At 57.8% G+C, this 23,502-nt stretch carries 21 protein-coding genes and 1 other annotated feature; of the genes, 9 read left to right on the forward strand and 12 right to left on the reverse strand.

The window, feature by feature from the left end; genetic code table 11:
- Positions 1 to 42: 42 nt before the first annotated feature.
- Complete coding sequence (gene ybaL, locus ACOI6Z_RS11280) at positions 43 to 1,719, forward strand: YbaL family putative K(+) efflux transporter (RefSeq protein ID WP_023288655.1); 1,677 nt, start codon at positions 43 to 45, stop codon at positions 1,717 to 1,719.
- A 34-nt stretch (positions 1,720 to 1,753) separates the two neighbouring features.
- On the opposite strand, the gene ACOI6Z_RS11285 is transcribed toward ybaL, so the two are convergent.
- From ACOI6Z_RS11285 to ACOI6Z_RS11325, 9 genes are all read right to left on the reverse strand, one after another.
- Positions 1,754 to 3,058, reverse strand: a complete 1,305-nt coding sequence (locus ACOI6Z_RS11285; RefSeq protein WP_032454205.1) for an inosine/guanosine kinase — start codon at positions 3,056 to 3,058, stop codon at positions 1,754 to 1,756.
- A 63-nt stretch (positions 3,059 to 3,121) separates the two neighbouring features.
- Positions 3,122 to 4,084 (reverse strand): ferrochelatase, encoded by a 963-nt coding sequence (gene hemH / locus ACOI6Z_RS11290; protein ID WP_023288653.1) that lies wholly within the window; start codon positions 4,082 to 4,084, stop codon positions 3,122 to 3,124.
- Between the two features lie 128 nt (positions 4,085 to 4,212).
- A complete protein-coding gene (adk, locus tag ACOI6Z_RS11295; protein ID WP_002892184.1) occupies positions 4,213 to 4,857 on the reverse strand; it encodes an adenylate kinase in 645 nt (214 codons plus the stop codon).
- Between the two features lie 222 nt (positions 4,858 to 5,079).
- Positions 5,080 to 6,954 carry a molecular chaperone HtpG gene (gene htpG, locus ACOI6Z_RS11300; RefSeq protein WP_023288652.1) on the reverse strand — a complete coding sequence of 625 codons (1,875 nt, stop codon included), beginning with the start codon at positions 6,952 to 6,954 and terminating at the stop codon, positions 5,080 to 5,082.
- A 111-nt stretch (positions 6,955 to 7,065) separates the two neighbouring features.
- Positions 7,066 to 7,671, reverse strand: coding sequence for a recombination mediator RecR (gene recR / locus ACOI6Z_RS11305; protein WP_049014632.1), 606 nt, complete (start codon positions 7,669 to 7,671; stop codon positions 7,066 to 7,068).
- Positions 7,671 to 8,003 carry a YbaB/EbfC family nucleoid-associated protein gene (locus ACOI6Z_RS11310; RefSeq protein WP_008805448.1) on the reverse strand — a complete coding sequence of 111 codons (333 nt, stop codon included), beginning with the start codon at positions 8,001 to 8,003 and terminating at the stop codon, positions 7,671 to 7,673. The genes recR and ACOI6Z_RS11310 overlap by 1 nt, the downstream gene beginning before the upstream one ends.
- A gap of 57 nt (positions 8,004 to 8,060) precedes the next feature.
- Positions 8,061 to 9,968, reverse strand: a complete 1,908-nt coding sequence (gene dnaX / locus ACOI6Z_RS11315; protein ID WP_420687314.1) for a DNA polymerase III subunit gamma/tau — start codon at positions 9,966 to 9,968, stop codon at positions 8,061 to 8,063.
- Positions 8,664 to 8,728: a sequence feature (DnaX frameshifting element), on the reverse strand. Its footprint overlaps the gene before it by 65 nt.
- Before the next feature lie 92 nt (positions 9,969 to 10,060).
- Positions 10,061 to 10,612: an adenine phosphoribosyltransferase gene (gene apt / locus ACOI6Z_RS11320; protein WP_023288650.1), complete on the reverse strand. Its 552-nt coding sequence runs from the start codon at positions 10,610 to 10,612 to the stop codon at positions 10,061 to 10,063.
- Positions 10,613 to 10,762: 150 nt separating this feature from the next.
- Positions 10,763 to 11,140 (reverse strand): DUF454 family protein, encoded by a 378-nt coding sequence (locus ACOI6Z_RS11325; protein WP_004204740.1) that lies wholly within the window; start codon positions 11,138 to 11,140, stop codon positions 10,763 to 10,765.
- Positions 11,141 to 11,209: 69 nt separating this feature from the next.
- Between ACOI6Z_RS11325 and priC the strand changes: the two genes are divergently transcribed.
- From priC to ACOI6Z_RS11340, 3 genes are all read left to right on the forward strand, one after another.
- Positions 11,210 to 11,737 carry a primosomal replication protein N'' gene (gene priC, locus ACOI6Z_RS11330; protein WP_065812397.1) on the forward strand — a complete coding sequence of 176 codons (528 nt, stop codon included), beginning with the start codon at positions 11,210 to 11,212 and terminating at the stop codon, positions 11,735 to 11,737.
- Between the two features lie 12 nt (positions 11,738 to 11,749).
- Positions 11,750 to 11,923: a pleiotropic regulatory protein RsmS gene (rsmS, locus tag ACOI6Z_RS11335; RefSeq protein ID WP_044521303.1), complete on the forward strand. Its 174-nt coding sequence runs from the start codon at positions 11,750 to 11,752 to the stop codon at positions 11,921 to 11,923.
- 67 nt (positions 11,924 to 11,990) lie between these two features.
- Positions 11,991 to 12,890 carry an Rpn family recombination-promoting nuclease/putative transposase gene (locus tag ACOI6Z_RS11340; protein ID WP_065812396.1) on the forward strand — a complete coding sequence of 300 codons (900 nt, stop codon included), beginning with the start codon at positions 11,991 to 11,993 and terminating at the stop codon, positions 12,888 to 12,890.
- A gap of 35 nt (positions 12,891 to 12,925) precedes the next feature.
- Here ACOI6Z_RS11340 and mscK read toward each other — a convergent pair whose 3' ends face one another.
- A complete protein-coding gene (gene mscK / locus ACOI6Z_RS11345; protein WP_049014628.1) occupies positions 12,926 to 16,273 on the reverse strand; it encodes a mechanosensitive channel MscK in 3,348 nt (1,115 codons plus the stop codon).
- A 129-nt stretch (positions 16,274 to 16,402) separates the two neighbouring features.
- Entirely contained in the window at positions 16,403 to 17,053 is a 651-nt protein-coding gene (acrR, locus tag ACOI6Z_RS11350) for a multidrug efflux transporter transcriptional repressor AcrR (protein ID WP_023288646.1), read from the reverse strand.
- Positions 17,054 to 17,195: 142 nt separating this feature from the next.
- On the opposite strand from acrR, the gene acrA reads away from it, so the two are divergent.
- The 5 genes from acrA (at position 17,196) to maa (ending at position 23,386) form a co-directional block, all read left to right on the forward strand.
- Positions 17,196 to 18,389: a multidrug efflux RND transporter periplasmic adaptor subunit AcrA gene (gene acrA / locus ACOI6Z_RS11355; protein WP_023288645.1), complete on the forward strand. Its 1,194-nt coding sequence runs from the start codon at positions 17,196 to 17,198 to the stop codon at positions 18,387 to 18,389.
- A 22-nt stretch (positions 18,390 to 18,411) separates the two neighbouring features.
- Positions 18,412 to 21,558 carry a multidrug efflux RND transporter permease subunit AcrB gene (gene acrB, locus ACOI6Z_RS11360; RefSeq protein WP_023288644.1) on the forward strand — a complete coding sequence of 1,049 codons (3,147 nt, stop codon included), beginning with the start codon at positions 18,412 to 18,414 and terminating at the stop codon, positions 21,556 to 21,558.
- A gap of 483 nt (positions 21,559 to 22,041) precedes the next feature.
- On the forward strand, positions 22,042 to 22,416 hold the full coding sequence (tomB, locus tag ACOI6Z_RS11365; RefSeq protein WP_065812394.1) for an Hha toxicity modulator TomB: 375 nt from the start codon (positions 22,042 to 22,044) through the stop codon (positions 22,414 to 22,416).
- A 26-nt stretch (positions 22,417 to 22,442) separates the two neighbouring features.
- Entirely contained in the window at positions 22,443 to 22,661 is a 219-nt protein-coding gene (locus ACOI6Z_RS11370) for an HHA domain-containing protein (RefSeq protein WP_002892050.1), read from the forward strand.
- Between the two features lie 158 nt (positions 22,662 to 22,819).
- Positions 22,820 to 23,386 (forward strand): maltose O-acetyltransferase, encoded by a 567-nt coding sequence (gene maa / locus ACOI6Z_RS11375; protein ID WP_023288643.1) that lies wholly within the window; start codon positions 22,820 to 22,822, stop codon positions 23,384 to 23,386.
- On the opposite strand, the gene ACOI6Z_RS11380 is transcribed toward maa, so the two are convergent.
- Entirely contained in the window at positions 23,358 to 23,489 is a 132-nt protein-coding gene (locus tag ACOI6Z_RS11380; RefSeq protein WP_162543094.1) for a hypothetical protein, read from the reverse strand. The two genes, maa and ACOI6Z_RS11380, sit on opposite strands and share 29 nt — an antisense overlap.
- Positions 23,490 to 23,502 lie beyond the last annotated feature (13 nt).

Raw genomic sequence — 23,502 nt, forward strand, 5'->3', positions numbered from 1 at the left:
GGGTAGCAAAATGGACCGATTCACCACTGGAAAGGAGACGGAATGCACCACGCAACACCGCTAATCACCACCATTGTCGGCGGCCTCGTGCTCGCCTTTATTCTCGGCATGATTGCCAATAAGCTACGTATTTCTCCTCTGGTGGGATATCTCTTAGCGGGCGTGCTGTCCGGACCTTTCACCCCTGGCTTTGTTGCTGACACCAAACTGGCTCCGGAACTGGCGGAGCTCGGCGTGATCCTGCTGATGTTCGGCGTCGGCCTGCATTTCTCCCTCAAGGATCTGATGGCGGTAAAGTCGATCGCCATTCCCGGGGCCATCGCCCAGATAGCCGTGGCGACGCTGTTGGGTATGGCGCTCTCCGCCGCCCTTGGCTGGTCGCTGATGACCGGCATCGTCTTTGGTCTGTGCCTCTCCACCGCCAGTACCGTGGTGCTGCTGCGCGCCCTGGAGGAACGACAGCTGATTGACAGTCAGCGCGGGCAGATCGCCATCGGCTGGCTGATTGTGGAAGACCTGGTGATGGTCCTGACGCTGGTCCTGCTGCCGGCGGTTGCCGGTATGGCGGAGAAAGGCAACCTCGGCTTCGCTTCCCTGGCCCTCGACCTCGGGATCACCATTGGCAAAGTGGTGGCCTTTATCGCCATTATGATGCTGGTCGGCCGTCGGCTGGTGCCGTGGATCATGTCGCGCAGCGCGGCCACCGGCTCGCGCGAGCTGTTCACCCTGTCGGTGCTGGCCCTGGCGCTGGGCATCGCCTTCGGCGCCGTGGAGCTGTTTGATGTCTCCTTCGCCCTCGGCGCCTTCTTTGCCGGCATGGTGCTTAACGAATCCGAGCTGAGCCACCGTGCCGCTCATGACACCCTGCCGCTGCGCGACGCCTTCGCGGTGCTGTTCTTTGTCTCCGTCGGCATGCTGTTTGACCCGATGGTGCTGGTCCAGCAGCCGCTGGCGGTGCTGGCGACGCTGGCGATCATTATCTTTGGTAAATCCGCAGCCGCCTTTTTCCTCGTGCGTATGTTTGGCCACTCGCCGCGTACCGCATTGACAATTGCCGCCAGCCTGGCGCAGATTGGTGAATTTGCCTTTATTCTCGCCGGCCTGGGGATGGCGCTTAACCTGCTGCCGCAGGCCGGGCAAAACCTGGTGCTGGCCGGAGCGATCATCTCGATTATGCTCAACCCGGTACTGTTCACTCTGCTGGAGAAATATCTCGATAAAACCGAAACCCTCGACGAGCAGACCCTGGAAGAGGTGCTGGAAGACGAGAAGCAGGTGCCGGTCGATATCTGCAACCACGCGCTGCTGGTCGGTTTTGGCCGCGTCGGCAGCCTGCTGGGCGAGAAGCTGATGGCCCAGGGGATCCCGCTGGTGGTGGTTGAAACCTCGCGCACCCGCGTGGATGAGCTACGCGAGCGCGGGATCAGCGCGGTGCTGGGCAATGCCGCCAATGAAGAGATCATGGAGCTGGCGCATCTCGACTGCGCCCGCTGGCTGCTGCTGACCATTCCCAACGGCTATGAGGCCGGCGAGATTGTCGCTTCCGCACGGGAAAAATGTCCGCATATCGAGATTATCGCCCGCGCCCATTATGATGACGAAGTGGATTACATTATCGACCGTGGGGCCAATCAGGTGGTGATGGGCGAGCGGGAAATTGCCCGCGCCATGCTGCAGCTTCTGGAAACGCCACCCGCCGGTGAAGTGGTCACCGGCTGATGTTCTGCCCTCTCCCGTCGGGAGAGGGACTCGCTTACCGATCCCAGTACGCCTCTTCCAGGCTGTCCTCACGTTCCGGCAGGCCGCGGGTTAAGCGCGGCGAGTGCTGGTTCAGCACCTGATAGCTCACGCGGTTGGCATATTTACACACCTGCGCCAGCGAGGAGTAGGTCAGCCATTTGCATTTGTGTTTGCTGGAGTTGGGGACGTTATTGCGATGGTAGTTATTGGCGGTGATGTCATGCAGCAGCGCCGCCAGCGCGCCGTCCCCTGCGCCGTTGGTGTTCATGATCTTCTCCGGGCCGCCCATATACGGCGCAATATGCGAATAAATCCGCAGCGGATTGACGCAGTCCTGGTGACGCATCGCGCGACTGAATTCGAACTGGTTAAATTCCGGGATCGCCCCCGGCAGCAGCGGATGCTGGGTCTTACGCTTCGCCTCTTCTTCAGTGAAGCCCGCCATATACAGCCCCGCCGGTCCGGCGGTGCACAGCACCAGGTCGACCCAGTCCAGCGCTTTATCCGCCGCCGACAGCGGATCGGCAAAGCCGGTCAGCGCTTCCCCTTCCTCTTCATTCATCGCCAGAATCGAGACATGCTCCTGCAGGAACTGCTGCCACCACGCCGGGTTATCGGCAATCACGTATTTGGTTCCAAGAGTTAACACCACCGGCACATCATGCTTTTTGGCATACTCGATGGCTTTCATCGTCGCGTCCGGCATCGGCTCGCCCGGCTTGCAGCGTACCAGGTAGGAGGTCAGCACCAGCGCCGAGGCGCCGGCGATCACCGCTTCCGGAATGCTTTCCGGGCGCAGCTTGTTCATATGTCCCGGGCTGATGGCGAAGGTGCGCTCGCCGCTGTCGCTGATCAGGGTGAAGCAACGGCCAATGGCGCCGTCGACGCCCTGCAGATAGTTCAGATCGGTACGGCTGGAGGTATTGCACAGGTAGCGATAGGCATAGCCGCCGATTTCGATATTGCTGCACATGACGCCAAGCAGCACCGAGCGATCGTCCGCCAGCACCGAGTAGTTGTGCATGGTATTGCCGATCGTGCCGCCGGCAAACTGATGGGTAATAAGATTATTGCGCACCAGCTCCTGGTACAGCGCCTCGGCGACGTCATCTTCAATCACCAGCGAGTGGCCCGCGCTCAGGCCGTAGCGCACGATAAACGCCTCATCCACTTTCGCTTCGATATCCACCAGCGTCTGGTCGATACCCACCACCCAGGAGACGCTGGATTCATTCTCCGGCTGAATTTGCTGCAGCAGCGGGTCGCGGGCGTTAACGGGAAAATAGTGTTTGGATTTGCGTTTACCGGGAAATTTCATAGTGGCGCTTAAATAACAGGGAACAAGCGGGAAATAGTAGCATATTCCCCGCCCTGCGCGCGATCAGCGATAAGGCGCCGTCAGGTTGACCATCATCTCAATATGCGCGGCGTCCGCGTTAAGCGCCGGAATGTATTCATATTGCTTTCCGCCCGCTTCGAGGAATATTTCCCGGTTCTGGACGGCGATCTCTTCCAGCGTTTCGAGACAGTCGGCGGCAAACCCCGGGCACAGCACCTGAATATGCTTCGTCCCTTTCTCGCCGAGCATCTTCAGCGTCTCATCGGTGTACGGCGTCAGCCAGGGTTCCCGACCAAAGCGCGACTGGAAGGTCATCATCACCCGCTCCGGCGGGAGCCCCAGCGCGGAGACCAGTTCCCGCGTGGTATCGCGACAGCGCTGAGGATAATCATCCCCTTGATTGGCATAGCGCTGCGGGATCCCATGATAGGAGAGCAGCAGCAGATCCGGTTCCCCATGAACGGCAAACGAGGCGCGCACGCTGGCCGCCAGGGCATGGATATAGTCCGGGTGCCCGGCGTAATCGCGAATAAACGAGATACCGGGAATGGCGCGTTTCTTCGCGAGGATCCGCGCCAGCTCATCCCAGACGGCAGCCACCGTCGAGCAGGAATATTGCGGATACAGCGGCAGCACTACGATGTGCCCCACCCCCTGCGCCAGTAAATCATCCACCGCGCTGGCCAGCGACGGCGATCCATAGCTCATGCCCAGCGCCACCGGGGTATCCGGCAGTCTGGCGGCCAGCGCCTGCTGCTGACGACGGCTGTATACCATCAGCGGCGACCCCTCTTCCATCCAGACGGACTGATAGAGTTTAGCCACGCGGGGAGAGCGAATCGGCAGTATGACGCCGCGCAGCAGCGGCCACCATAGCAGACGAGACGTATCCACCACCCGTTTGTCGCTGAGGAATTGTCGCAGATAGCGCTTCACCGCACCGGGGGTGGGCGCATCGGGAGTGCCTAAATTGGCCAGCAAGATACCTGTTTTCGTCTGATGCATTACCGCCTCTTAACCATTTGAATCGCAGCCAATTGTAGCTGAAATGGCGCTAAACGGAACCAATCATAGCAAAAGGTAGGAATGAGAGAAGTTCTCATCCTGCCGCAGCAGGATGAGAAAAGGCTTTATCAGCCGAGGATTTTTTCCAGTTCGGCGCGCACGTCAGCCACCGCTTTGGTGCCGTCGACTTTGGCGTATTTGGTGTTGCCCGCCTGCGCTTCTTTGGTGTAGTAGCCGATCAGCGGCGCCGTCATCTGATGATATTCCACCAGACGCTTACGCACGGTCTCTTCCTGGTCGTCTTTACGGGTGGTCAGCTCTTCGCCGGTCACGTCGTCTTTGCCTTCCACCTTCGGCGGATTAAATTTGATGTGGTATACGCGACCGGATGCCGCGTGAACGCGACGGCCAACGATGCGGTCGACGATCAGTTCGTCCGGCACATCGAATTCCAGCACGTAATCAACGGTAATGCCCGCTTCTTTCATGGCGTCAGCCTGCGGAATAGTGCGCGGGAAGCCGTCCAGCAGGAAGCCGTTACGGCAATCTTCCTGGGCGATACGCTCTTTGACCAGCGCGATAACCAGCTCATCGGTCACCAGCTTGCCGGCGTCCATGATGTCTTTCGCCTGCTTACCGAGCTCGGAGCCGGATTTTACCGCAGCGCGCAGCATATCGCCGGTGGAGATTTGCGGAATACCGTATTTCTCCATGATGAACTGAGCCTGAGTTCCTTTACCCGCGCCCGGAGCGCCAAGCAGAATAATACGCATTACGAAAATCCCCTCAAAAGTCGATTCAATTTTTCAAAAACGCTAAACCATACCACCAGAACGGCGATGGCTCAAGGAAGGCGGTGCGGCTGAAACGGTTAATGGTGAGATATTTTATGCCATCCAATGTGAAATGCCCCGCCGGAGCAAATCGCTCAGACGGGGCATTTATCCCGTTCCCGGCGTCGCGTCGCTCGGCCGGGCTACTCGTTCAGGTTCGCGTCAGGAAGCCAGCAGCTGGTTCATACGGCGGATAAACTGGTTCGGATCTTCCAGCGTGCCGCGCTCGGCCAGCAGCGCCTGATCCAGCAGCAGTTCCACCCATTCGCCGAATTGCGCGTCATCCTGGGTATCGGCTGCGCGTTTCACCAGCTGATGCGCCGGGTTCAGTTCGAAGATGTATTTCACTTCCGGCGCCGCCTGGCCCGCAGCCGCGAACAGCTTCGCCATCTGGGTGCTCATCTCGTCGGCATCGGTGGTGACAATCGCCGGGGTATCGGTCAGACGATGGGTCAGACGCACCTCTTTGACCCGGTCGCCAAGCAGGTTTTTCACACGCTCAACGAACGGCTCCAGCGCTTTTTCGGCTTCTTTGGTGGACTCGTCCACTTCGTCCGCCAGTTTGTCCAGCGACTCGTCGGCTTTAGCGACAGACTGGAACGCTTTGCCGTCGAATTCGGTCAGGTAGCTCATCATCCACTCGTCGATGCGATCGGAGAGCAGCAGCACTTCGATCCCTTTCTTACGCAGCAGTTCGAGGTGTGGGCTGCTTTTCGCCGCCGCATAGCTGTCGGCAGTGATGTAGTAGATCTTCTCCTGACCGTCTTTCATACGCGAGACGTACTCTTCCAGCGACACGGTCTGCGCGGAGGAATCGGTATGGGTGGTCGCGAAGCGCAGCAGTTTGGCGATCGCCTCCTGGTTGCTCGGATCTTCCGCCGGGCCCTCTTTCAGCACCAGGCCGAACTGTTTCCAGAAGGTCTGATATTTTTCGGCGTCGTCTTTCGCCAGCTTATCCAGCATCTGCAGCGCGCGTTTGGTCAGCGCGGTGCGCAGGTTACGGGTCACGCTGCTGTCCTGCAGGATTTCACGGGAGACGTTCAGCGGCAGATCGTTGGAGTCTATCAGGCCGCGTACGAAGCGCAGGTAGTTCGGCATAAACTGCTCGGCGTCGTCCATAATGAACACACGCTGGACGTACAGCTTCAGGCCGTGTTTATGATCGCGGTTCCACATATCCCACGGCGCCTGCGACGGGATATACAGCAGGCTGGTGTACTCCTGCTTACCTTCCACGCGATTGTGGCTCCAGGTCAGCGGGTCGCTGTAGTCATGGGCAATGTGCTTATAGAACTCTTTGTACTCGTCGTCGTTAACTTCAGACTTGCTGCGGGTCCACAGGGCCTGCGCCTTGTTGATTTTTTCCCAGCTGATAACGGTTTCGCCGTCTTTCTCTTCCTGTTTTTCAATCTCAACCGGCAGCGCGATGTGGTCGGAATACTTGCTGATGATGGAGCGCACGCGCCAGTCGTTGAGGAAATCGTCCTCACCTTCGCGCAGATGCAGGGTGATTTCGGTCCCGCGATCGGCTTTGGTGATGTCGGCCACGGTATATTCCCCTTCGCCGGCGGATTCCCAGAACACGCCGTTTTCAGGTTTATCGCCTGCCGCACGGGTGCGCACGGTCACTTTATCCGCCACGATGAAGGCCGAATAGAAGCCGACGCCGAACTGGCCAATCAGCTGGCTATCTTTTGCCTGGTCGGAACCCATGGATTCCAGGAACGCTTTGGTGCCGGATTTGGCGATGGTGCCGAGATGATCGATAACCTCTTCCCGGTTCATGCCGATACCGTTATCGGCGATGGTCAGGGTACGGTTGTCTTTATCAAACGAAACCCGCACGCGCAGCTCGCCGTCTCCCTCATACAAATCCGGCTGCGACAGCGCGCGGAAACGCAGCTTATCGGCCGCATCAGAGGCGTTGGAAATCAGCTCACGCAGAAAGATTTCTTTGTTGGAATAGAGGGAATGGATCATCAGGTGCAGAAGCTGTTTTACTTCTGACTGAAAACCACGAGTTTCTTGTCCTTTCATCTGATTCAACCTCAACAATGCCATTTTAAATGGGTAAAAAACCGTTGAGTGGGAGATGGGGACAGCGGGGAAATTTTTCAAGCGGAGGCGGCGATGGCCGCCTCCATTTGTTCAGAAAGTAATCTTGTGGCGACCGGCCAGCGAGTGGGACAGCGTGGTGCCGTCGACCATCTCCAGCTCGCCGCCCACCGGCACGCCGTGGGCGATTCGGCTGGCGTCGACGCCATACTGCGCGCACAGCTCTGCGATGTAGTTGGCCGTCGCCTCGCCCTCAACGGTCGGGTTGGTGGCAAGGATCACCTCGGTGATCGACTCCGCCTCCAGCCGTTGTTCCAGGCGATCGAGCCCGATGTCGTCAGGCCCGATGCCGTCGAGCGGCGACAGGTGCCCCATCAGCACGAAGTAGCGGCCGGAATACTGCCCGGTCTGCTCAATGGCGTAGATGTCCGCCGGACTCTCCACCACGCAGATTTGGCCGTTTTCCTGGCGACGCGGGTTGCCGCAGATATTGCACACCTCCTGCTCGGTGAAGGTGCGGCAATCGGCGCAGTGGCCGATCTCCGACATCGCGCGCGTCAGCGCCTGCGCCAGACGCATCCCGCCGCTGCGATCGCGCTGCAGCAGGGTAAACGCCATGCGCTGCGCGGACTTCGGGCCGACGCCCGGCAGACAGCGCAGCGCTTCCATAAGCTGAGTTAACAGCGGGCTGGTTTGCATCAGAACGGCATCTTGAAGCCTGGCGGCAGCTGCATACCGGCAGAGACGGAAGCCATCTTCTCTTTCTGGGTCTCTTCGATACGGCGCGCGGCGTCGTTGAACGCGGCAGCCACCAGATCTTCCAGCATCTCTTTGTCATCTTCCAGCAGGCTTGGGTCGATCTCCACGCGGCGGCAGTTGTGCGCGCCGTTGATGGTCACTTTCACCAGACCCGCGCCGGACTCGCCGGTCACTTCCAGCTGAGCGATCTCTTCCTGCATCTTCTGCATTTTGTCTTGCATCTGCTGGGCCTGCTTCATCAGGTTACCCAGGCCGCCTTTTCCACCAAACATAGGCTTCTCTCTCAGTCAGTCATCATTAAAGGTACTGACTGCAAGTCAAACTTGCAGTCAAATGGGGCGGATACTCTCTTCATCCAGATCGGCGTCGAAGAAACGACGCAGGGTCTGAATGTTATTATCCGCAATAATCGCGTCGCGCGCCTGCGCGAGCTTCTCTTCATAAATAGCCTGCCGCCACTCCAGCGGCGTGCGCATCGCGGGATTATCGTCTTCCACGATGGTCAATTCAACCGGCGTACCGTACAACACCCCCAGCGCTTCAGCCAGCTTTTGCCGCGCGCCGGCGGAATTGAGGTGGCGCTGACTGGGGCGCAGATGCAGACAGACGCGATTGCCCTCCTGCTCTTTCCACGCGTTGAGCGCCACCTGCTCGACCAGCTTCGGTACCGCCAGCTGGCTCACTTCCGCCGCCCAGCTGTCGCGCTCGACCGCTTCAACGGCAAGCTTAGCCGCCAGCTCCGGCGTTTTTTCATGCTCCAGCGCTTTTTTCAGCGCTTTAGGCGTGGCGACTTCGACTTTGGTCTCTTCAACCACCGTCGTCGCCTTCCAGCGATAGGCCTCTTTCTTCGCCGGGGCCTGCTCCAGCGCCGCCGCGGCCGGACGAGCCTGGACGCGCTCGGTAATCGAACTCAGTCGCTCCAGCGCAGCGTTATTCACCGGCCGCGCGCGGGAAGCGGCTGCCGGTTCACTCTTTTTTGGGGTGGTTGCTCCCTGGCTGCGCTGCAGGTGGCTGCGGGCCGCCAGCACCTGGCTGGTGGTCGGCGGCAAACTCTGCGACGGCTGCGGCGGCGGCGCTGCGGGGGAAACCGGCTGGCGCGGCGCGGGCGCGGCGGCCTGTGCCGGCTGCACCTCCGGCTCGGGCAGCGGCTTACGCGGATGAAACGCCAGGGCGCGCAGCAGCGTCATTTCGACGCCCATCCGCCGGTCCGGGGCATAGGGCAGCTCTTTGCGGCCAATCAGCAGCGTTTGGTAGTAGAGCTGAACGTCGCCCGGCGGTACGGTGCGCGCCAGTTCGCGCATTCGCACTTCGACCGCGGCCATGTCGGCGCCCAGCGCCGAAGGGGACAGCTGAACCATGGCGATGCGGTGCAGCAGGCTCTGCATCTCCACCAGCAGCGCCTCCCATTCAACGCCGCGCGCGGCGGCGTCATTGACGCCCGCCATGACCCGCTCGCCATCGGCGGCGACCAGGGCTTCAATCAGCGACAGCGCCTGATCGTCATCGAGGGTGCCGAGCATGGCGCTCACCGACGCCGCCGTCAGTTGCCCTTCTCCACTGGCAATAGCCTGATCGGTCAGACTTAAGGCATCACGCAGACTGCCGTCGGCGGCGCGCGACAGAAGCTGCAGCGCGCGGGGCTCGAAGGCAATCTGCTCTTCGCCAAGAATATGCTCCAGCTGATGGCGGATCTGTTCAACGTCCAGCGCCTTCAGGTGGAACTGCAGGCAGCGGGATAAGATCGTCACCGGCAGCTTCTGCGGATCCGTCGTCGCCAGCAGGAATTTGACGTGCGCCGGCGGCTCCTCCAGCGTCTTTAATAACGCGTTGAAGCTGTGGCGCGACAGCATATGGACTTCGTCGATGAGATAGACCTTAAAGCGGCCGCGGGCCGGCGCGTACTGGACGTTATCCAGCAGGTCGCGAGTATCTTCGACTTTGGTTCGCGAGGCGGCGTCAATCTCAATCAGATCGACAAAGCGCCCCTGTTCTATTTCCCGGCAGTTATCACACACGCCGCAGGGGGTGGCGGTGATGCCGGTTTCACAGTTTAACCCTTTCGCCAGCAGGCGGGCGATGGATGTCTTACCGACCCCGCGGGTACCGGAAAAGAGATAAGCGTGATGAATGCGCCCTAACGACAAGCCGTTCGCCAGTGCGGTCAGCACATGTTCCTGGCCGACGACGTCAGCAAAGGTTTGTGGGCGCCATTTACGGGCTAAGACCTGATAACTCATGGGCTGGCTCTGAAACGCTGGAAGGTGAAATCACGAAGGGGTCATGCTATCACAGCCCCGCCCGATCGGCGAGGCCATGTGGAGGGATTTGCTTAGTGGCCCGGGAACGGCACCAGACTGTAGCAGTGGACCCCCAGCTTCTCCAGGCGCTGTTCGCCGCCCAGATCGAAGAGATTGATAATGAAAGCGGCATCCTGTACTTCGCCGCCGAGACGGCGGATCAGTTTGACCGTCGCGTCGATGGTTCCGCCGGTCGCCAGCAGATCGTCCACCACCAGCACTTTGTCGCCCGGTTTGATGGCGTCAACGTGGATCTCCAGCTGATCGGTGCCGTACTCCAGCTCATAGCTCTCAGCGATGGTTTCACGCGGCAACTTACGCGGCTTGCGTACCGGAACAAAGCCCACGCCCAGCGCCAGCGCAACCGGTGCGCCGAAAAGGAAGCCACGCGCCTCAGTCCCTACCACTTTGGTAATTCCCGCGTCTTTGTAGCGCTCGGTCAGCAGTTCAATGCTGAGCGCGTAAGCTTTCGGGTCTTCCAGTAAACTGGTGACATCGCGGAAAAGAATGCCAGGTTTTGGATAATCCTCGATACTCTGGATGCTGTTCTTCAGATATTCAAGCTGCTGTGCAGTTGCGGTCATAAGTGTATGCCTGATTGAAACGGTGTTACCCACGGGCGTGCAAAAGGGGCCAAAGAAACATTTGTTTAACCTTTGACCAGGCTTACCCGCGCTCGAAAACGCCAGAATTTACTGGCTGTCAGCAACAATTGCAACAGGCTTTATTGCGCATCAGTGCTTTTGTTGCTTTGCGTCAACCACCGGAATGCGCCACATAAAGATCAGCAGACAGGCCAAAATGACCAACAGCATAATGCGCACCCACGTAAGCTTAACCAGCCACAGCGAAATAGCAAAAGTCGCTACGATCATGGCAATGGCGCGCGGTTTGGCGCCGCGGGGCATGGCGCGGTACTGCTGCCAGTGGCGAAGATAGCCGCCGAACCATGAGCGATACAGCAGCCACTGGTGAAAGCGCGGCGATGAGCGGGCAAAGCACCAGGCGGCGAGCAGAATAAACGGCGTCGTCGGCAGCAACGGTAAGAAAACGCCCAGCGTACCCAGCGCTACCGCCAGCCAGCCGATAATGGTTAAAATAACAGGTGGCATAATGCGAATCGTTATCAAACAGATACGGCTACTGTAGCACAGTTGGCTGATGGAAAATGGAGGGGGTGGGTGAAAACAGCTCAACTTTTACAAACGCTGAACAATCAGCTCAGTGAGCTGGCCGCGCTGGTGGCGCCGCTGGCGGAGCACGCGACCCTCAGCCCGCGCTTTGACCGCCAGCTCTTCCACACCCGCAGCACGCTGATGCAGGCCTATCTGGCGGAAGCCCAACACAACTTCAGCCAGCTCCGCCAGGCCGTCGAGCGCCAGCAGCTGCCGCAGGTAGCCTGGATCGCCGAGCGGCTGGCGGCGCAAATCGCCGCGCTGCGTCGCGAAACCGCCACCTGGTCGCTGCGCAGTTGGGACCATGCCTCGCCAACGCTGAGCCGCTGGCAGCGCCGTCGCCTGCAGCATCAGGAGTATGAGCGCCGCCTGCTGGCGATGCGCGACCAACGCCAGCGCCAGCTGACGCAGGTTACCAGCCTTGACGAGCAGCAGCGGCTGGCCAGCGAAGTCGAGGTCTACAGCGGACGGCTGGCGCGCTGTCGACAGGCGCTGGACAAGATTGAAAACGTACTGGCGCGGCTGACGCGCTAACAGGAGAGTCCGATGTCGCTGGAAAAAGCCCCCGATGAGGTCAAACTGGCCGTCGATTTAATCATGTTGCTGGAGTCGCATCAGATCCCGGCGCAAACCGTGCTGGACGCGCTGGAAATTGTCAGGCGGGATTATGCAAACAAGTTAAAAAACGCGGAAAGCGCCTCGCAAACGCCGCAGAAGTAAGATGTTGCCCACGACGAAGTGCTGGCAGAGTGCTCCTCTGCGCATGACGCCGATGGAGGCAATATTGATGGAAAAGGTCAGTCAAACCCCGCACGATGCGGTTTTTCGCCAGATGCTGATGCATCAGGCGGTGGCGAAGGATTTCCTGCAGCTGTATCTGCCCGCGCCGTTTCTGGCAATTTGCGAGCTGGATTCACTGCAGCTGGTCTCCGGTAGCTTTGTTGAAGAGGACCTGCGCGCCAGCTATTCCGATATCCTTTACTCACTGCGCACCCGCCACGGACCGGGCTATGTTTACGCGCTGATTGAGCACCAGAGTACCCCGGACAAGCTGATGGCGTTTCGCCTGCTGCGCTACGCGCTGGCCGCCATGCAGCGTCATCTGGACGCTGGCCACGACACGCTGCCGCTGGTGGTGCCAATTCTGTTTTATCACGGCAAGGTCAGCCCCTGGCCCTGGCCCCGCAAATGGCAACAGCTATTCGCCGAACCGGCGCTGGCGAAGGCGCTCTATAGCGGTGATTTTCCGCTGGTGGACCTCACCGTTATGCCAGATAATCAGATCGTCCGTCATCGGCGTATGGCCATGCTGGAGCTGTTGCAAAAGCATATCCGCCATCGCGATCTGGCCGAGCTGCAGGTGCCGCTGATTGCGCTGATGACGCAAGGCTATCTGACAGAAGCGCAGTTAAATACGCTGCTGCGCTATATGTTGCAGGCGGGTACCACGGAACATCCGGGGGCGCTGATCCGCGCGCTGGCGGCGCAGTCGCCCAGACATAAGGAGCTGATGATGACCATTGCCGAATGGCTGGAAGAGAAAGGCCGTAAACAGGGGCAGCAGGAGGGCGAACAGGAAGCCACTCGCAGCATCGCCGCCAGAATGCTGGCGCGCGGCCTCGAACGTCAAATCGTGCGGGAACTCACCGGGCTTAGCGACGAAGAGCTCGCCGCGCTGACGCCCTGATGCAGCAGGGGCGGCTTTGCGCCGCCCCTTTTCAGTTAAGACGCGACGGAGGGCGCTAAATCGTCACCCTTTCCGTCCCGCTTCACTTCCGTGACCTCGTCGCCCTTTTCATTTCGCAGATGGACTTCCAACTGGTTAAAGGCAATGTTGATGTCATTCTCCCGGCACAGACGGTCGATGGCGCGGTTGAGCTCATCCACCGTGTAGCTGCGATCGCGCAGTTCACGGACATACAGACGCAGTTCATGATCCAGGGTACTGGCCCCGAAGGTGGTGAAGAAGACCGCTGGCGCTGGCTCCTGCATCACTTTCGGATGATCGTGCGCGACCTTCAGCAGCACCTCCTTCACCTTATCCAGATCGGAACCGTAGGCGACGCCGAGGCGGATCACCACGCGGGTCACGGTGTCGGAGAGCGACCAGTTGATCAAGCGCTCGGTAACGAACGCCTTGTTCGGGATGATCACCTCTTTGCGATCGAAGTCGGTGATGGTGGTGGCGCGAATACGGATTTTGCTTACCGTACCGGAGAAGGTGCCGATAGTCACCGTATCCCCAATGCGCACCGGACGTTCGAACAGAATAATCAGGCCGGAGACGAAGTTACCGAAGATCTCCTGCAGACCAAAACCTAAACCAACCGACAGCGCGGCCGCCAGCCACTGCAGTTTATCCCATGAGACGCCCAGCGACCCGAATACCGTCATCGCCCCGATGGCGATAATCGCATAGTTAAGAATGGTGGTAATGGCGTAGGAAGTCCCCTGGCGCATGTTGAGCCGCGACAGGACCAGCACCTCCAGCAGCCCCGGCAGGTTGCGGATCAGCGCCCAGGCAACCATCGACGCCACAATGGCAAACAGCAGGCTGCCCATCGTGACGCTGCGCACCACGCTGGCCCCTGCCTCGGTGCCGTTGTAATGCCAGAGGGTAATGCTGTCGAGATAGGCGAAAACGGTGATCAAATCCGACCAAATCGCCCAGAACATGACCGCGAACAGCGCGATCATCACCAGCATGGTGATGCGTAACGTCTGCTGGTTGACCTGCTCGAGGGCGATAGTCGGCTCCTCCTGCGGCTCGGCGCCTTCCGCGCCTTCCTTCACCAGATGCTGACGGCGCGCCAGCGCCCGGCGCCAGGCGATGCGCCGCGCCGCCACGCTCAGGCCGCGCAGCACAGTCTGGTACAGCAGGTTCCAGATCATGACCAGATAGACGGTCTCGATCCAGCGTCCCGCCAGGCGCAGCGTGGTGTAGAAGTAGCCGGTCGCCGTTAGCACCATCAGGGCCACCGGAACGATAGACAGCACTGTGATCGTCAGCAGGCGCAGGCTGTGCGACTCTTTATCGCGCCAGCTTTCCCGGCACATCGGCCAGACCAGCACCGCTATCAGCAGTAAGTTGAAGAAAATCACCAGCTGCCCCAGCACGTCGTCCATCAGGTTCAGCGGCGACAGCTCGGAAATCACCGACCAGAAATTCAGCGGCAGCAGCGCCAGGCTGACGCGAACAATCTGCCGCCGCCAATGGCTGGTCAATTGCGCCGGCATATTAAAGTGGCTGACCGCAACGCCGTTCTTTTCCAGCACTTTCCAGCACAGGCCAAACACCAGCCAGAACATCGCCAGCTTTTTACTGTATGCCCACAGTAGAGCACTGATATTGAGCTGCATGGTGAGTAAGATCAGGCCAATCGCCAGAATCACCAGCACCACCGGTAAGGCGCGGATCAGGTCGATAAGGATCGCCTTCGGCGTATGCAGTTGGGTATCATTCCGCAGCTGGCCTACCTGGGAGGCAAGCTTTGCCTGATAATCCTTGAGCCACTGCAAACGCCAGCGGATCAGGCCGGCAATCAGCAGCAGCGGTAATCCGGCAAGAAAAGCGACAAACACCGCTGGCCACGCTTTTTCCCAGTTCACGGTGATTTTCATCGCCTTAAACTGACCTTTCAGCGCTTCCGGGAAGGCCTTAATCCACTCCCAGTCCATCGGTTTATTGCTGTTCACCCAGAAAATTTGCTGGGTCAGAATTTCTTTCAGGCTGCTCGAGACGCTCATCAGCTGCTGCTGGTTGATCTGCAGGTTGATGGCCATCATCAGCTGATTCCCCAGCTGTTTATTGAACTGGTCGAGCAGCTCCCGGCGCATGTCGATCACTTCCAGCAGCGCGGCGTGCACTTCATCGTTTACTTCAGCGCTGTGCCCCTCTTCCAGCTTAGCGACATAGGCATCGCTCTGGAACAGCGCGTCGCGTTTCTGATTCACCTCGAACTGTTCGAGCCGCAGATCGGCAATGCGATTGGTCATATCCTGCAGCTCATCCGCCGACGGCAGCGTCTGCTGCTGCTGGTAGAGAATGCGCGACAGCAGCAGGCTGCCCTTGAGCACGGAAATTTGCTCTTTAATATCCCGCTCAGACTGCAGGGCGCGGTCGAGCCAGTTCTTCACCTGAATATTGCGCTGCACCAGCTGGTTGCCGTTCTCCGTCGCCTGAATCAGCTTCTCGCTCAGCTGGTGGTTGATATCCAGCTCCTGCTTGACCAGCGGGTTGGCCTGAATACGCGCCGTTTCGTCGGGCGTGACCGCCTCCTGGGCGGTTTTCTCAGTCAGCGTCAGCCGCTTGCTGTTCACCGCCTCCTGTAGCAGCTGCAGCTGATGCTCCAGCCGGTTGCTCCAGGCGGTGACGTAGTCACGCTGCTTCTGCAGGGTATCCTGCAGCACCGTATTGCCTTCGAGGCTCTTGCGCTGCTGCTCGATCTGCGCGTTAAGCAACGCCTGCTGGGCCTGCAGCAGCACCTGCTGGGTCGGACGCAGAGTCTCATCCCCCACCGAGGTGCCATTCAGACGATTGCGGATCTGCTGCAGCTGCTGGGAGGCTTTGTACATCGCATTTTGCACGCGTTCCGGCTGCGTTTGCAGGGAAACCAACTGGCTGTTGTAGGTCGCCAGATCGTTTTGCGCATTCTGCAGATCGTCCAGCGTTTGGGTGACGCGTGATTCCAGCTGACGCAGGGAGAGCGTGCTCAGCGTTTTGCGCGTCGCGTCGTCGTTCGGGACATCGCTCAGATTGTTAAGGCTGTCCACCGCCTGGCGCAGCTTCGCCGGGGCTTGCTCGACCTGCTGGCGGAGCTGCGTCGTCTCGCTCTTGATGCGATCGATTTTATCCAGCGTTTCCAGGGTCTGGGTCAAATCCTGCTGGACCAGTTTATCCTGCGGAGTCAGTTCTTTTTGCTTGTTTAATGTATTGAGCTGACTCTGCACCTCCGCCCGGTCAGGGAGGTCCGCGGCGCGGCACTGAACTGGACTGAAAAGGCCAATAAAACAGAGCAGTATAATGATAAAGATGAACGTGGCGCGTTGCCTGGAGATCGTGTGCAGCATAGTTAATATGAATGAATGCAAATGCCGGAGAATACCGGGGGTCGTCGCAAGCGCGAAGAATAGCACTTCTCATCGCTGGCGAATAGCGGCGGACGGCGCTAAAAATTCACGTCCCCCCGCGCGCGACGTTTACGCTGACAGGTTCTCCGGGCCGCGCAGCGTGGGGCAGAACTGATACATCTCCAGCAGGATGGCAACATAGTCGCGCGCTTCCGCATGCAGGTCGAACGAGTCGGGGGCAAACAGCCAGTTCTCCATCAGGCCGGAAAGATAGCTGCGCATTAAAATCGCCGCTCGCCGGGTGAGTAAATTGGCGGGCAACAGCTTCGCGGCGATGCACTCTTTCAAGGTCTGCTCAATGCGCTCGTAGCTCGCCAGGGATAACTGCCGCTGGGCCTGCTGCACCACGGTCATTTCACCGACGAATTCGCACTTATGGAAGATAATCTCCATCATCAACCGACGGCGCTCCTCTGTCACCGTCGCTTCAAGAACATAGACTAATATCTCCCTGATAACTGAGAGTGGATCGTTAGGGAATTTTGCCCGATACTCAATTTCGAGATCGCTAATACTGGCGTCTGACAGCTCCCAAATTTCGTTGAATAAATCTGATTTATTCTTGAAATGCCAGTAGATAGCCCCCCTCGTTACACCCGCAGCTTTTGCAATTGTTGCCAACGAGGTAGATGATACGCCTTGCTGCGAAAACAGACGCAGAGCAACATCCAGAATCAGTTGCCGGGTTTCACGTGCCTGTTGTTTGGTTTTTCGTGCCATAGGTTAATGACTTTACAGAGGTTACGTTTACATACATTTGTGAATGTATGTACCATAGCACGACCATAATAGAAAGACTGTAGTGGGTTTGTGGTTGTTTGAGCCACTGAACATTTTGAAATTGGACACTCGAGGTTTACATATGAACAAAAACAGAGGGTTAACGCCTCTGGCGGTCGTTCTGATGCTCTCAGGCAGCTTAGCGCTAACAGGATGTGACGATAAACCGGCTCAACAGGGAGCCCAGCACATGCCGGAAGTCGGTATTGTGACGCTCAAATCCGCACCTCTACAAATGACCACCGAACTGCCAGGCCGCACCAGCGCCTATCGCATTGCGGAAGTCCGCCCTCAGGTCAGTGGCATTATTTTGAAACGTAACTTCGTCGAAGGTAGCGATATCCAGGCCGGCGTCTCCCTGTATCAGATCGATCCAGCCACCTATCAGGCCAGCTATGACAGCGCCAAAGGCGACCTGGCAAAAGCCCAGGCGGCGGCAAACATGGATCAACTGACGGTCAAGCGTTATCAGAAACTGTTAGGCACTAAGTATATCAGTCAACAAGACTACGATACCGCCGTCGCAACGGCGCAGCAGAGCAATGCGGCCGTGGTCGCGGCGAAAGCGGCCGTGGAAACCGCGCGCATCAATCTGGCCTACACCAAAGTCACCTCGCCGATCAGCGGCCGCATTGGTAAATCCGCGGTGACCGAAGGGGCGCTGGTGCAGAATGGTCAGTCAACCGCTCTGGCAACCGTTCAGCAGCTGGATCCGATCTATGTTGACGTCACCCAGTCGAGCAATGATTTCCTGCGCCTGAAACAGGAGCTGGCCGATGGCCGTCTGAAACAGGAAAACGGTAAAGCGAAAGTGGAGCTGGTGACTAACGACGGTCTTAAGTATCCGCAGTCCGGCACCCTGGAGTTCTCGGATGTGACCGTCGACCAGACCACCGGCTCTATCACGCTGCGCGCCATTTTCCCCAACCCGGATCACACCCTGTTACCGGGGATGTTTGTCCGCGCGCGTCTGGAAGAAGGGGTTAACCCTGACGCCCTGCTGGTGCCGCAACAGGGCGTGACCCGTACGCCGCGCGGTGACGCCAGCGTCATGGTAGTGGGTGAAGGCGATAAGGTCGAAGTCCGCCAGGTCACTGCTTCTCAAGCGATTGGCGATAAATGGCTGGTCACTGACGGTCTGAAATCCGGCGATCGCGTTATCGTCACCGGCCTGCAAAAAATCAAACCAGGCGTGCAGGTAAAAGCGCAGGAAGTAGCTTCTGATGATAAACAGCAAGCCGCAGGCAACGCGCCATCAGAACAAACCAAGTCTTAACTTAAACAGGAGCCGTTAAGACATGCCTAATTTCTTTATCGATCGCCCCATATTTGCATGGGTGATCGCCATCATCATCATGCTGGCTGGGGGATTATCGATCCTCAAATTGCCGGTGGCGCAATATCCGACGATTGCGCCGCCAGCAATTTCCATTACCGCCATGTACCCCGGTGCTGACGCCGAAACCGTGCAGAACACCGTGACTCAGGTTATCGAACAGAATATGAACGGTATCGATCACCTGATGTACATGTCCTCGAATGGCGACTCCACCGGTACGGCGACCATCACCCTGACCTTCGAATCCGGTACCGATCCGGACATCGCCCAGGTTCAGGTTCAGAACAAGCTGGCCCTGGCCACCCCTCTGCTGCCGCAAGAAGTACAGCAGCAAGGGATCAGCGTTGAGAAAGCGTCCAGCAGCTTCCTGATGGTTGTCGGCGTCATTAACACCAACGGCACCATGAACCAGGACGACATTTCGGACTACGTGGCGGCCAACATGAAGGACCCGATCAGCCGTACCAGCGGCGTCGGCGACGTTCAGCTGTTCGGTTCCCAGTACGCGATGCGTATCTGGATGGATCCGAATAAACTGAATAACTTCCAGCTCACGCCGGTGGACGTGATCAGCGCGCTGAAAGCGCAGAACGCCCAGGTAGCCGCTGGTCAGTTAGGCGGTACGCCGCCGGTGAAAGGCCAGCAGCTCAACGCCTCCATCGTCGCACAGACGCGTCTGACCAATACGGAAGAGTTTGGCAACATTCTGCTGAAGGTGAACCAGGATGGTTCCCAGGTTCGTCTGCGTGATGTCGCCAAAATTGAACTGGGTGGCGAAAGCTATGACGTGGTGGCGAAGTATAACGGCCAGCCTGCGTCCGGTCTGGGTATTAAACTGGCTACCGGCGCGAACGCGCTGGATACCGCCAACGCGATCCGCGCTGAACTGGCGAAGATGGAGCCGTTTTTCCCGTCGGGGATGAAAATCGTTTACCCGTATGACACCACCCCGTTCGTGAAAATCTCTATTCACGAAGTGGTTAAAACGCTGGTGGAAGCGATCATCCTGGTCTTCCTGGTGATGTATCTGTTCCTGCAGAACTTCCGCGCCACCCTGATCCCGACCATCGCGGTGCCGGTGGTCCTGTTAGGGACCTTCGCGGTGCTGGCGGCGTTTGGCTTCTCGATAAACACCCTGACGATGTTCGGGATGGTGCTCGCCATCGGCCTGCTGGTGGATGACGCCATCGTGGTGGTCGAGAACGTCGAGCGCGTCATGGCCGAAGAAGGCCTGCCGCCGAAAGAAGCGACGCGTAAATCGATGGGGCAGATTCAGGGCGCGCTGGTAGGTATCGCCATGGTGCTGTCGGCGGTATTTATCCCGATGGCGTTCTTCGGCGGCTCAACCGGGGCCATCTATCGCCAGTTCTCCATCACCATCGTTTCCGCGATGGCGCTATCGGTACTGGTCGCGCTGATCCTGACGCCGGCGCTGTGCGCCACGATGCTGAAGCCTATTCAGAAAGGCAGCCATGGCGCGACCACGGGTTTCTTCGGCTGGTTTAACCGCATGTTCGATAAGAGCACGCACCATTACACCGACAGCGTAGGCAACATTCTGCGCAGCACCGGTCGTTATCTGGTGCTGTATCTGATCATCGTGGTGGGTATGGCGTGGCTGTTCGTTCGTCTGCCGAGCTCGTTCCTGCCGGACGAAGACCAGGGGGTGTTCCTGAGTATGGCCCAGCTGCCTGCCGGCGCCACCCAGGAGCGCACGCAGAAAGTGCTGGATGAGATGACAAATTACTATCTCACCAAAGAGAAGGACAACGTGGAATCCGTGTTTGCGGTTAACGGCTTCGGCTTCGCCGGCCGCGGCCAGAACACCGGTATCGCGTTCGTCTCGCTGAAAGACTGGAGTCAGCGTCCAGGCGACGAAAACAAAGTTGAAGCGATCACCGGTCGGGCGATGGGCTATTTCTCGCAGATTAAAGACGCGATGGTCTTCGCCTTTAACCTGCCGGCTATCGTTGAACTGGGTACCGCGACCGGCTTTGACTTCCAGCTGATTGACCAGGGCGGCCTGGGACACGAAAAACTGACCCAGGCACGTAACCAGCTGTTTGGCATGGTGGCGCAGCATCCTGACGTGCTGACCGGCGTGCGTCCTAACGGTCTGGAAGATACACCGCAGTTCAAAGTCGATATCGATCAGGAAAAAGCCCAGGCGCTGGGCGTCTCCATCAGCGACATTAACACCACGCTGGGCGCCGCCTGGGGCGGAAGCTATGTCAACGACTTTATCGACCGCGGCCGCGTGAAGAAAGTGTACATCATGTCCGAAGCGAAATACCGTATGCTGCCGGAAGACATCGGCAAGTGGTATGTTCGCGGCAGTGATGGCCAGATGGTGCCGTTCTCCGCCTTCTCCACCTCGCGTTGGGAATACGGTTCGCCGCGTCTGGAACGCTACAACGGTCTGCCATCAATGGAAATTCTTGGCCAGGCAGCGCCAGGCAAGAGTACCGGTGAGGCGATGAGCCTGATGGAAGAGCTGGCGGGTAAACTGCCGTCGGGTATTGGCTACGACTGGACCGGGATGTCTTATCAGGAGCGGCTGTCCGGTAACCAGGCCCCTGCCCTGTATGCCATCTCGCTGATTGTCGTCTTCCTGTGTCTGGCAGCGCTGTATGAGAGCTGGTCGATTCCGTTCTCGGTCATGCTGGTCGTACCGTTGGGTGTGGTCGGCGCGCTGTTAGCCGCCACCTTCCGCGGTTTAACCAATGACGTTTACTTCCAGGTTGGCCTGTTGACCACCATCGGCCTGTCGGCGAAGAACGCGATACTGATCGTTGAATTCGCCAAAGACCTGATGGAGAAAGAGGGCAAAGGGCTGATTGAGGCGACGCTTGAAGCGGTACGTATGCGTCTGCGTCCGATCCTGATGACCTCCCTGGCGTTTATCCTTGGGGTTATGCCGCTGGTTATCAGCTCCGGAGCGGGCTCCGGTGCGCAGAACGCCGTAGGTACAGGCGTAATGGGCGGGATGGTGACCGCGACGATCCTGGCAATCTTCTTCGTGCCGGTGTTCTTTGTGGTGGTGCGACGCCGCTTTAGTAAGAAATCGGAAGATATTGAGCACAGCCATCAGGTTGAGCATCATTAATCTGCACTGATGAACAAAGGGCCGCTACCGCGGCCCTTTTTTTGATCATTACCCACAGGGCACATATTGCCATTGTTTATTTTTCGCGCTGCATTTAATATATATTGATGTGTTCCCGGCTATATCTATCACGCTGTTTAGCCCTTAGGATCTTCTTACGCTCATTTACCAGGAATAATCCTAATATCATCATCACGGCCGGCGGTTTCTGAACGCGACGACTGCCTGCCTTAAGCCAATGATTGATAAGACATCTCTATTTTTCAGGCTGCGCGCCCGGGCCGGAGAATTTAATTCGTCTATTTTTAAGATAATTTCTCTCTGATAATTGTAATTTTTCGTAATAGCACGATGAAATCTGTTGGAGAGTGGATTATAGTTAAATCAGCAGGATTACTCAGTTAGTGTCAGGTCAGTTAGTCGTGTTCATCCCACAACGGTGTTTGTTAGTCGTCGTTTAAACCACTCAAAAGGGGATGCGTTATGGACGAATACTCGCCAAAAAGACATGATATCGCACAACTACGCTTTCTCTGCGAAACGCTGTATCATGACTGCCTTGCAAACCTGGAAGAGAGCAACCATGGCTGGGTCAACGACCCGACATCGGCTGTCAATCTCCAGTTAAATGAACTGATCGAGCACATTGCCACATTCGCCCTTAATTATAAAATTAAGTACGCTGAGGATAATAAGCTGATCGCTCAGGTTGACGAATATCTGGACGATACATTTACGTTGTTCAGTAACTACGGCATTAACTCTACGGATTTGCAAAAGTGGAAAAAATCCAGTAATCGGTTATTTCGTTGTTTTGTCAACGCCAGCCGGGAAAATCCGGCCAGTCTTTCGTGTTAGGATTATTACAATCAAAAGGTGGAATTATGTCTGATAAGCCATTAACTAAAACAGACTATTTGATGCGCTTACGCCGTTGCCAGACAATTGACACGCTGGAGCGCGTCATTGAAAAAAACAAATATGAACTTTCTGATAATGAGCTGGCGGTATTTTACTCAGCCGCCGATCATCGTCTGGCTGAACTGACCATGAATAAGCTGTACGATAAGATCCCGACGTCCGTCTGGAAATTTATCCGCTAATTACCGCGCCCGACGCGATCTGCTGACCGGGCGGTAATCGCCAGCCTCAGCAGGGTATCTTTGTGATAGTCATCACATCATTTAGCCAACAGCAAACCTGTAATCGGTTTCTTTTTTATACTGCTGCGGCCATCTAACGTCAGGTATAAGGAAGACCAATGAGTGAAGAAAAACGCAAAATGATCGCCGGTGAGCTCTATTTATCTGGCGACCCAACGCTACGCGCCGATCGCCTGCGCGCCAGACAGCTGCTGCACCGTTACAATCATTCCGCCCCGGATGCGCAGGAAGAACGTCAGCGTATTCTCGCCGAGCTGCTCGGTCGCGCTGGCGATGCGTATATCGAGCCAAGCTTTCGCTGCGACTACGGCTACAATATCTTTCTCGGCGCCGGTTTTTACGCCAATTTTGACTGCGTGATGCTGGACGTCTGCCCTATCCATATTGGCGATAACTGCATGCTGGCCCCGGGCGTCCATATCTATACCGCCACCCATCCGCTGGATGCTGAGGCCCGAAACAGCGGCCAGGAATATGGCAAACCGGTGACCATTGGCCACAATGTGTGGATTGGCGGTCGGGCGGTGATCAATCCCGGGGTGACCATTGGCGATAATGCGGTCATCGCATCCGGAGCGGTGGTCACTAAAGACGTCCCCGCCAGTACCGTTGTCGGCGGCAACCCGGCGCAGATCATCAAGCGCCTTCCGCCGCCAAATGCGTAACTGTTATGCTTTTCTGTAACCGATCTGTTACTTTCTCCGCAGAATACTGCAACATAAAATAGCCTTCAGGCTGAGCCTGCCACGCCCGAACCACCGGGCGCACGGGGCAGGCTTAT

It is taken from the genome of Klebsiella sp. C239 (assembly GCF_048822715.1).
Classification (GTDB): domain Bacteria; phylum Pseudomonadota; class Gammaproteobacteria; order Enterobacterales; family Enterobacteriaceae; genus Klebsiella; species Klebsiella quasipneumoniae.